A 7,831-nucleotide genomic window follows, 5' to 3' on the forward strand; every position below is an offset into this window, starting at 1 on the left:
CGTCATGTCCCTTCGCCGGACCCTCACCCTCCACGCGGCAGCCTCGGCGCTTCTCATCGCGCCCGCCGCGGCCCAGATCGGGCAGCAGGGCGATCTCGACCGTCAGTCGACGGCCACCGGTCGCCGCGCAGACCCGGCCAGCCGGACCAGCATCAGCAGTTGGAGCCTCGCTCTTGCTGCGAACTACTCGGATAACTTCCAGCGTCTGCCCGACGGCACCTATGAGCGCCGGTTCACGGTCAACGACCAGTTCATCGCCTTCAGGCCCGTGCCCATCACCGGCCCGGATGGCGAGACGGGGCTGAGCCTGGTTCCGATCAGCGACACCGCCGAGCTGAGCCCGCCCTCCAAGGCCTTCACCACGGCGACCTTCTCCGGCTTCTCGGCCCTCTACCGCCCCAATCTGACGGGGATCGTCCAGGGCAGCTTCCGGGTAGGGCACTATTTCGATGGCGACAGCGCGGCGGAGGAGTTCGCTCCGGACATCAATTTTGCGCTCCCCGACGCCCTCGAAGAGGTGTTCGGCGAGCAGCAGTTCGCGCCAACGGTCGGCGCGCCGTCGACCCTCAGACAGACCTTCATCGACCCGAACCTCTCCGGTTTCGGCCGGGTGGATGTGCTCGGTCCCGAGCTCTTCGTCGAGGCCGGCGGCTTCCTCACCGAGCAGTTCGCAGGCGGCGTCGGCAATCTGCAGGCCCAGGTGCCCGGTCAGAACCTCAACGAGGTGCTTCTGGGCGGCGTCTTCGTCAGCCCGGCCTCCCTCATCCGCTTCGACCGGGGGCAGGCGGTGGAGCTGCGCTACCGCTACTCGGCGGTCCGGCCGATCGAGCGCGACGGCGATTTCGACCCGGTGACGGATGGCGGCTTCTTCAACCAGCGAGCGCTCTTCTTCGCCGACAGCGCCGACCATACCGGGCGGGTGGCCTACACCACCGGCCAGCTTTTCGGGGCCACCTCGTTCCAAGTGGCGGGGGAGGTGCGCCAGTTCGAGGAGGAAGCGACCCTCACCATCGGCAAGCGTACCTTCGAAGCCCTCGGCCTGGAGGTCACCGCGACCCGCGCCGTCAGCGCCAAGCTCGCCTTCGATGCCCGCATCGGCTACGACGACGCGGAGATCACACGCGGGGCGAACCTCACGGCCCTCGCGGCCAACCCCGACCGGGGGCCGGTGGATCAGGACGACCTCAGCGCCGTCAGCTACGGTTTCGGCGTCACCTATCTGCCTTCCCAGCGGACCGAGTTCTCCTTCGATATCGGCCGCCGCTTCCAGCAGCTCCAGGCCTCGCTCCGCTTCGCGACCCAGATGACGCCCCATCTGCGCTTCCGCGCGAACCTGAACCGGCGGGTGAGCTCCGGCCTTCAGGACCTTCAGGACGAGCGCTTCAATATAGGCTCGCGGTCGTTCCAGTTCGCCGAGCAGCTTGCCGAGCAGAACGAGCGTTTCTCGGACCGCCAGGTCCGCGCTCTGACCCGCAACGGCTTCGCCGAGCCCGCCAACAACGCAGCGGGCGTCGGCATTCAGAACGTCACCAACGCCAGCGCCGCGTTGACCGGCAATTACGGCCGGACGAACTGGTCGGTGAATGCCGGCGCGTTCTTCCCCGATCAGCTCGATGATGAGGACACGCCCGCCGTCTTCGGCAACCAGTTCGAGCGCTACCAGGCGGGGGTCAGGATCAGCCGCCAGGTGAACCGCCGCCTGAGCCTGTCCGGCTCCGCGAGGGCCACGTTCCTTCGGCCCGACACCGGCGCGGACCAGACCGCCCTCGCGCAGGAGATCGGAGGCTTCATCTTCGACCGCGATGTGGACGAGCAGCTCTACGGCGTCTCCGCCAGCTACACGCTGAACCGCGGCATCGCGGTGCTGTTGTCCTACCAGCATCTGCGCAGGGATGTGGAAGACGCGCCCGAGGTGAGCTCCTTGTTCGGTGGCACGCCTTTTGAATTCGAGGAGAACCAGTTCCGTATCGGAGCGCAGTTCAACTTCTAAGGGAGACACGCCGGATGGTGGAGCGGGGGGAGATCGCGCTGCCCTCCGAGCTTGCCAGGGCGGACGGTTTCTTCTTCTGGAGCGAGGCCGCCAAGGAGGCGCTCGGCGAGGTTGCGGACCTTCTCGAAGAGGGGGTGAGCCCCATCTGCCTCACCGGCCCAAGGGGGGCGGGCAAGGCCAGCCTCCTCCGCCATCTCGCCAGCGCATGGCCAGGCAGCGCGCGAGTAATGAGCGCGGCGGTTATCGACCCCTCCGACCCGGCCCTGAGCATCTTAGCCGCGTTCGGGCACCGTCCGCTACCGGGCACACCGGCCAGGCTGGCCCTCATCGACTTCATCGAGGACGAGAGCGAAGCGGGACGCCCGCCTCTTCTGGTCGTGCCTCGCAGCAAGGGTCTGGACGAGGACCGGCGGCAGGGCCTGACGCTCCTTGCGCGCGCGGCGCTCGAGGGGGGCGCTGGACTGCTGGTCGCTATGGCCGGGAGCAGCGGTGAAGGGAGTGCGGAGGTCCGCCTTCGCGGTCTCACGCCCGAGGAAACCGGCGAGGTGGTCGGTCTTCTCTGGAGCTTTATCGAGGATGCCCCGGCGGTGAACGAGGCCGTTCTGGAGAAAGCCTATGCGCAGAGCGGCGGGCTCATCGGTCATGTCTGCCGCTGGGCGGATGCGAACCTGGCCCGGCCGCCAGCAGCGCAAGGCCGTGCCTACGAGCCCATCGCGCCGCCATCTTCCGAACGCCCCTCTCCCGAGGAGATCGAGCAAGCGCTTCTCGCCATCGGCGGCGCCGAGGAAGGTCCCGAGCCCCAACCCGCGCCGCCTAAGGTTTATCCGCGCCTGGGAACGGGCGAGCCGGTCCTGCCAGCCTCGGGACCCGCCAACGACCGGGGCCGCCCGCTCAGCCCCGCAGTCGCGGACGGCCTCGAAGAGGTGGCGAGGACCATCGCCGAGCTTCAGGGCAGGGTGGAGGTCCTGCGCGACTGGGCAGGCGGTTTGCGCCGCGCTTCGAGCGAGAGAAGGCATGTCCTGGTGCAGAACACGCAAGGTGTTCAGGCGGCTCTCGATGCCCTGTCGGCACCTCTTGCGGACAGCGAGGAAGAGTAGCGCCAATGGTTAATTGTGTGTTAGTCTGAGCGGAACTGATCCTTGATGAGGGGCCTAGTGTCATGATCCGTATCGTCTTTCCGCTCGCCATGGCGGCGGCTGCGTTCTTTGGCATCTGGAGCGGAGGCGTGTCCGGGCAGGAGCTGGCAGGGCCGACGCTCTCCTGCCTAATCGACGTCGCGCTGTCCTCGGGCAGCGGCTGCCTGCCGGACGGCCCGATCGCCGAGAGCCTCGTGACCTACACCATTCTGGGCGGCGTCGCCGCTGCGCTCCTCTCCGTTCTGGGGCTGATCCGGTTCGTGGGACGCCTGACGAGCGTCGCGGTGCTCGCAGCAGGCGCCATAGGCCTAGGCGCATCGGGCATGGCAGCCATAGCCACGTTCGGCGCGGGGACACCGCCGATGGAAGTCTGGGGCGTCTGGGCAACCTTGGCCGGGGCGGTGATGACGGTCCTCGCCGGAATCCTGGGCGTGCGCGGCAGCTCCTACGACTGACGGCTACTGGCTACTCTGCTGGCCAGGAGGCAATGGGCGGCAGGCTCGAGAGGATCGAGCGCACATTGCCGCCCGTCTTGAGGCCGAAGGTCGTGCCGCGGTCGTAGAGGAGGTTGAACTCGGCATAGCGGCCCCGGCGGAACATCTGCTCCTCGCGGTCAGCCTCGCTCCACGCCGTCCCCATCCGCCGCCGGACGAGGGCGGGGTAGACGTCCAGAAAGGCCTTGCCCACGGCCTGGGTGAGGGTGAAGTCCGCCTCCCAGTCGCCGGTGTCGAGCCTGTCGTAGAAGATGCCCCCCGTGCCCCTCGGCTCCTCGCGGTGGGGAAGCCAGAAATACTCCTCGCACCAAACCTTGAAGCGCTCGTGATCACCTGACGGGCTCGCCTCGCAAGCCTGCTTCATGGCCGCGTGGAAGTCCTTCGTGTCCTCATGCTCCTGCGTGCGGTAGCGGTCCATCATCGGGTTGAGATCGCCGCCGCCGCCGAACCAGCCTTCCGTGGTGACCACCATGCGGGTGTTCATATGCGCCGCCGGAACGTGGGGGTTCATGGGATGGGCGATGAGGCTGACGCCGCAGGCCCAGAAGCGGGGGTCTTCGGAGGCGCCTGGGATCTGCGCCCTGAACTCAGGGCTGAACTCGCCGAAAACTTCCGAAAAGTGGATACCCGCCTTCTCGAACAGACGCCCGGTCAGCATGCCCATCCGCCCGCCACCCTGACCCTCGCCCCGCTGCCAGGGCTCCATGCGGAAACGCCCCGGCTCGCCGTCGTAGAGCTCGGGCGAAGCCTCGTCCTCGCACGCCTCGAAGGCAGCGATCAGTTTTTCCTGAAGCTCCCTGAACCAAGCACTGGCGCGGGCCTTGCGGTCGGTCATCTCATCCATCCCCGCCCGCTAGCGAAGCGGAGGGCAGGGGGGAAGAGCGATGAGGTGGTTGGGGCATTCCAGTTTGTTGCCAACTGAAGGAACGAAAGGGGTTCTCGCGGGAATCCGGTTCTGTCAGAATCGCCTTCATGCCTCTCGATTCGACGCCGCTGGACCTGCCTCTCTTGGGAGTGGCTCACTCCGTTTCCGGACGGGTGTGGCGGCAGCGGCCCTATTGTGCCCGCGAGACCGAAACCATGGTGCAGCGGAAGGGGATCGAGTGGGCGCTGGCCCAGGTGCTCAGTGCGCGCGGTATTGGTCCGGCTGATATCGAGGAGCATCTCGCGCCGAGCCTGAAGACATCCATGCCCGATCCTCTCGTCCTGCACGAGATGGAGGCGGCGGCGGGGCGCCTGGCCGATGCCGTCATCGGCAAGGAAACGATCGGCATCTTCGGTGACTACGACGTGGACGGAACGAGCGCCGCAGCCCTGCTCTTTCGTTATCTACGTGCGGTGGATGCCGCGCCCATCGTGCACCTGCCCGACCGCTTCACCGAGGGCTATGGTCCGAGTAAGGAGGGCTTTGCCAGTCTGGCTGAGCGGGGCGCGAAGGTCATCGTGACCGTGGACTGCGGCTCGAACCACCAGGATGTGGTGGGCCACTCCCCCGCTGACGTCATCGTCCTCGACCACCATCTGATGGGGGAGCGGCCCGATGTCTTCGCGCTGGTGAACCCTCAGCAGGAGCGCGACCTGTCGGGCCTCAAGGGCCTATCCGCGGGCGGTGTCGTGTTCATGACGCTGGCGGCGCTCAACAGGACGCTCCGTGAACGCGGTTTCTTCAAGGGTCGTGAGGAGCCGAAGCTGACCCGGATGCTCGATCTCGTCGCCCTCAGCCTGGTTGCCGACGTGATGCCCCTGACCGGCCTCACCCGTGTGCTGGTGGCGCAGGGCCTCAAGGTGATCGGTGATCTCGAACATGGCCGCGGCGGTACGCTGGGAATCAAGGCGCTGGCGCGCAGGGCCGGTTTGACCGGGCAGGCGGTCAGCACGCATCTGGGCTATCAGATCGGCCCACGGATCAACGCGGCGGGCCGCATCGGCCATGCCCAGACGGCCTTCGACCTTCTGGTGACGGACGACCCTGCGCGGGCGGAGATGATCGCCGGGAAGCTGGAAACGTTGAACCAGGAGCGCCGCCGGATCGAGGAGGAGGTGCGAAGAGCCGCCATCTCTCAAGTCGAGGAGAGCGAGCCCGGCGCTGCGATCATCGCCGCCGGTGAGGGTTGGCACCCCGGCGTGGTCGGCATCGTCGCCGGACGCCTCAAGGAGCATTTCAACCGTCCGGCCTTCTGCATCGGCTTCGATGAGCAAGGTCGCGGCACGGGTTCCGGGCGCTCCCTTCCGGGCATCGATCTGGGAGGCGCGGTCTCGCAAGCGGCCAGGGATGGCATCATTGAGGGCGGCGGGGGGCACGCCATGGCGGCTGGCCTCTCCCTCCGTGCGGACCAGGTGGAGGGCTTTCGGGATTTTCTCGAAGACCGCCTGGCAAACGAGGTGAGCGCGGCGACGCAGGAGCACCCGCTGGTCCTCGACAGCGTGCTGGGCCTTTCCGCCATCACCGGCCAGACCTGCCGCGCCATCGCCCCCGCAGGCCCCTTCGGTCAGGGCAACCCCGAGCCGCGCTTCGCGCTCGAAGATGTGGTCATCCGCCAAGCTCGCGTGGTGGGCGAGCGGCACCTCTCCCTCACCATCGAGGACAGGGGCGGCAAGACAGCGAGGGGCATCGCCTTCGGCTGCATCGACACCCCCCTCGGCAACCTTCTGGAGCAGGGCGAGCGGACGAGGGTGCACCTCGCAGGCCGCATCACCCCCGACACCTGGCGAGGCGGCGAGGCGGCGCAGTTCCAGGTGGACGACGCCGCAGAAGCCGGCCGAGACTTTCCGGCTGAAGGCACAATTTAGGGCTTGATCGCCCGCCCACGATTTTCTATGTGGCCGCTTCCGGGCGCAAGCTCATGCGCTCCCTTCGTCTATCGGTTAGGACGCCAGGTTTTCAACCTGGAAAGAGGGGTTCGATTCCCCTAGGGAGTGCCACTTTTTCTCGCAGCTTTGCTGAACGTTACGGTGCTCTAACCGAACCGTTCTGCTGTCCTGCTCGTTCCTCTGGCACGCGGCTTTTGCCGCGCCGCAGATTTTGGAGGTACGATATGAGCGAGTTCGGCAGCCTGAAAGAACTCTATGTGGACCAGCTTCAGGACAACTACTCGGCCAACAAGCAGATGGCGAACATTCTCGGCGAGTTCGAAAGCGCCGTGGAGACGCCCAAGCTGAAGAGCTACCTGAAGACGGCCCAGCAGAAGATCCAGGAGCACCAGTCGACCCTGGAGAACGTCATCAAGAGCCACGATGCCGACCCCGACGGTGAGCACTGCAAGGGTATGCAGGGCCTCGTCCGCGAGGGCCGGGCCCATGGTCTCGAGCCGCAGTTCAAGGACAAGCAGGTCCAGGAAGCCGCGATCATCGCGCAGCTCAACCGCATGAACCATTACGGCCTGGCGGGCTACGGCACGACCAAGGCGATGGCGCAGCAGCTCGGCCTCTCCGAAGACGAGCAGAAGCTGAACGCCGACCTCGACGACATCTATGACGGCGACCGCTTCGTCTCGATGCTGGCCGAGAACCAGATCAACGAGGAAGCCACGCACTAAGCGGAGTTCTCTCGGTACGGATGAAAGCCGCTCCTTCGGGGGCGGTTTTTTGCTGTGGGCGGCAGTGTTTGAATGCGTCGTGACTCCTTCTCGAAGCGCTTCGCCGTAGGGCGGTCAGCGGCATAGCCGTTGGCCGCATTTCGAAGCGCGGCGCATGAAACGCGGCCAGCTTCGCTGACCGCCCTACGAGTTGGGTCTTTCGTTCAACCGTCTCTTTCTGGCGTTCACCACGGCGAAGACCGTGGTGCCCATCTCCTGCGTGTGTGGTCTTGTTCAGCTTCTGGGTGATGGGTCCCACGGTCTTCGCTGCGCTACGCCGTGGGAAACGGGCTGGGGCGGAGGGGGTTGGGCAGCGTCCAACACCTGTAGCTGCCCTTAGGCAGTTATGGCGGGGAAGTGGGGAGCGCGCGGGCGTGGCCACGGCTGGTGGTGTTTGTTCATTCTAGGGTCGGCCGTGGCCTGAAGTGACCAAACCACCGCCCGCGCGCGAGCCTTCTTCTTCTTCTGGCGGCCGATCCGAAGCTCTCGCCATCCGCCTGTCACTTGTGAAGGCGCGAAGACCCGTCCGGCCCAAGAGAAGTGACGTCTCTTCCCCGCAAGGGCCGGATGAGGGAAGCATAGAATAGGATGAGAGGGCGGGGATAAGTCGTAGGGCGGGCGGCGAAGCCGACCGCG

6 protein-coding genes and 1 tRNA gene are annotated in these 7,831 nt (G+C 66.5%); 6 read left to right on the forward strand and 1 reads right to left on the reverse strand.

Translation table 11 applies throughout. The annotated features are described in order from the left end of the window. The first annotated feature begins 4 nt into the window (after positions 1-4). The 3 genes from NOG11_RS06385 to NOG11_RS06395 all read left to right on the forward strand — a co-directional run bounded on the left by NOG11_RS06385 (position 5) and on the right by NOG11_RS06395 (position 3,581). Positions 5-1,990 carry a hypothetical protein gene (locus NOG11_RS06385; RefSeq protein WP_256618875.1) on the forward strand — a complete coding sequence of 662 codons (1,986 nt, stop codon included), beginning with the start codon at positions 5-7 and terminating at the stop codon, positions 1,988-1,990. Between the two features lie 14 nt (positions 1,991-2,004). Then, positions 2,005-3,087: a hypothetical protein gene (locus NOG11_RS06390; RefSeq protein WP_256618876.1), complete on the forward strand. Its 1,083-nt coding sequence runs from the start codon at positions 2,005-2,007 to the stop codon at positions 3,085-3,087. Between the two features lie 62 nt (positions 3,088-3,149). Continuing rightward, entirely contained in the window at positions 3,150-3,581 is a 432-nt protein-coding gene (locus NOG11_RS06395) for a hypothetical protein (protein WP_256618877.1), read from the forward strand. Positions 3,582-3,591: 10 nt separating this feature from the next. Here the strand turns inward: NOG11_RS06395 and hemF are convergent, their stop codons facing one another. Then, positions 3,592-4,464, reverse strand: a complete 873-nt coding sequence (hemF, locus tag NOG11_RS06400) for an oxygen-dependent coproporphyrinogen oxidase (RefSeq protein ID WP_256618878.1) — start codon at positions 4,462-4,464, stop codon at positions 3,592-3,594. 128 nt (positions 4,465-4,592) lie between these two features. Between hemF and recJ the strand changes: the two genes are divergently transcribed. The 3 genes from recJ to NOG11_RS06415 all read left to right on the forward strand — a co-directional run bounded on the left by recJ (position 4,593) and on the right by NOG11_RS06415 (position 7,156). Further along, the gene (recJ, locus tag NOG11_RS06405; RefSeq protein WP_256618879.1) at positions 4,593-6,410 is read left to right on the forward strand and encodes a single-stranded-DNA-specific exonuclease RecJ; all 1,818 of its coding nucleotides are present in this window, start codon (positions 4,593-4,595) and stop codon (positions 6,408-6,410) included. A gap of 57 nt (positions 6,411-6,467) precedes the next feature. Then, positions 6,468-6,542 (forward strand) — tRNA-Glu (locus NOG11_RS06410). A 113-nt stretch (positions 6,543-6,655) separates the two neighbouring features. Next, complete coding sequence (locus NOG11_RS06415) at positions 6,656-7,156, forward strand: YciE/YciF ferroxidase family protein (RefSeq protein ID WP_256618880.1); 501 nt, start codon at positions 6,656-6,658, stop codon at positions 7,154-7,156. The last annotated feature ends 675 nt before the right edge of the window (positions 7,157-7,831 follow it).

This window comes from Parvularcula maris (assembly GCF_024505085.1).
Taxonomy (GTDB): Bacteria; Pseudomonadota; Alphaproteobacteria; order Caulobacterales; family Parvularculaceae; genus Parvularcula; species Parvularcula maris.

Coding starts and splice junctions, on each gene's coding strand:
- NOG11_RS06385 (WP_256618875.1), top strand. CDS start 5: ATGTCCCTTCGCCGGACCCTCACCCTCCACGCGGCAGCCTCGGCGCTT.
- NOG11_RS06390 (WP_256618876.1), top strand. CDS start 2,005: ATGGTGGAGCGGGGGGAGATCGCGCTGCCCTCCGAGCTTGCCAGGGCG.
- NOG11_RS06395 (WP_256618877.1), top strand. CDS start 3,150: ATGATCCGTATCGTCTTTCCGCTCGCCATGGCGGCGGCTGCGTTCTTT.
- hemF (WP_256618878.1), bottom strand. CDS start 4,464: ATGGATGAGATGACCGACCGCAAGGCCCGCGCCAGTGCTTGGTTCAGG.
- recJ (WP_256618879.1), top strand. CDS start 4,593: ATGCCTCTCGATTCGACGCCGCTGGACCTGCCTCTCTTGGGAGTGGCT.
- NOG11_RS06415 (WP_256618880.1), top strand. CDS start 6,656: ATGAGCGAGTTCGGCAGCCTGAAAGAACTCTATGTGGACCAGCTTCAG.